At 41.4% G+C, this 1,500-nt stretch carries 2 protein-coding genes; both read left to right on the top strand.

The features are described 5' to 3' along the window. Nucleotides 1–209 (top strand): IS607 family transposase (locus F6K20_RS38160; protein ID WP_502708933.1); only part of this gene is annotated, 209 nt, incomplete at its 5' end. Continuing rightward, entirely contained in the window at nucleotides 130–1,311 is a 1,182-nt protein-coding gene (locus F6K20_RS38155) for an RNA-guided endonuclease InsQ/TnpB family protein (RefSeq protein ID WP_287298377.1), read from the top strand. The genes F6K20_RS38160 and F6K20_RS38155, both read left to right, overlap by 80 nt. Nucleotides 1,312–1,500: the final 189 nt, after the last annotated feature.

Raw genomic sequence — 1,500 nt, 5'->3', positions numbered from 1 at the left:
TTAGGCCAAGATTCGGATTTGAACTTATCGAATGGTATGTTACGCAAAACGGTGGCAAGATCTTGGTTCTCAACCAGTCAGACCTATCTTATGAGGGAGAGATGGTGGAGAATATCCTCGCCATTGTCCATGTCTTCAGTTGCCGACTCTACGGTCTCAGGAAGTACAAAACTGCTATCAAAGAAGATCCGAGTTTACCCGGGAACTGAACTGAAGCTTAAATGGAGAACTTGGATTAACGCAGCTAGATGGTGTTACAATAAAGCGGTCGCCATCCTCAAAACTACAAAAATTGGGAAGTATGACCTCAGGAAAAAGGTGATGTTAGATGTTCCTGAATGGGTAAATCAAACTCCCTACAACCCTAGACAATTAGCAGTGTTTCAAGCTTTTGAAGCGTACAAAGCTGCTATTAAATCTGGTGGTCATACTAAGTTTAGGCGGTACTGCGATCCAGTCCAATCTATTCGATTCCAAAAGTCTAATTTCTCCAAAGGTGTCTTTTATCCTAGACAGACCAAAGGATTAACGTTCACTAGCAGTGAACCACTCCCTGAGAAAATGACTCACGAGCCGATACTTAGCATTGATCGAGGTCGGTGGTTTATTAGCTTTGCCGTTGAATCAGACCAAGATAATTTCCCTATCCCTCAAAAAGCAATCGCCTTAGACCCAGGCGTGAGGAGCTTTTTAACTGGATTTGATGGCCAGAGATTTATAGACTTAGGGACTGGGGACATTGGAAGGGTTTATCGCCTGTGTTCTCATTTAGATCGATTAATTTGTCAGGCAGCCTTGGCCAAGGGACGCCCTAACAAGAGAAAGAGGTTTAAGTTAAGGAAGGCTGCTCAAAGGATTAGGGTAAAAATTCGTAACCTAATTGATGAAGCCCACAATAAAATTTCTTGCTATCTAACTTCTGAATATCAAGTTATTTACTTACCAAAGTTTGAAACATCACAAATGGTCGGTAAGGCTAAAAGGAAAATCAGAAGTAAAACAGTTAGGGCAATGATGAATTGGGCACATTACCGATTCAAGATGACGTTGAAGCATCAGGCAACTAAAAGAGGTTGTTTTGTAGTAGACGTATCTGAAGAGTACACTTCCAAGACTTGTACAAGGTGTGGCCATGTTCACCGTAAGTTAGGCGGATCTAAGAAGTTTTTGTGCCCTGAATGCGGACACACACTTGATCGAGACCACAATGGCGCTTTTGGGATTTTCCTGAAAGCTTTGAGAGATACCTCCTCGTCAATTACTGACGTGCTATACACGGATTCCGGCGAAGCCCACGAATTACCGGGTTAAACGTATCTGGGACGATGAACAAACTAGTATTACCCCAAACCAAAACCATTGGAGAATGGAGTTATAGTTGTTTCAATTAAGGATAAGACGGTGATGAGGTAAAATGAAAAGGGTATATTTTCAATAACTGACAGCAATGCCATACAGTCTAGATTTCAGAAAAAAAGTAATAAACTATATAGAAAAAGG

The sequence above is a fragment of the Moorena sp. SIO2C4 genome (genome assembly GCF_010672485.1).
Taxonomy (GTDB): domain Bacteria; phylum Cyanobacteriota; class Cyanobacteriia; order Cyanobacteriales; family Coleofasciculaceae; genus Moorena; species Moorena producens.
The sequence above is the reverse complement of the archived record's forward strand: the minus strand, read 5'-3'. Positions and strand labels throughout refer to the sequence as shown.

Bases quoted from the DNA above. Each gene is read 5' to 3' on its own strand.
- F6K20_RS38155 (WP_287298377.1), top strand. From the start codon at position 130: ATGTCTTCAGTTGCCGACTCTACGGTCTCAGGAAGTACAAAACTGCTA.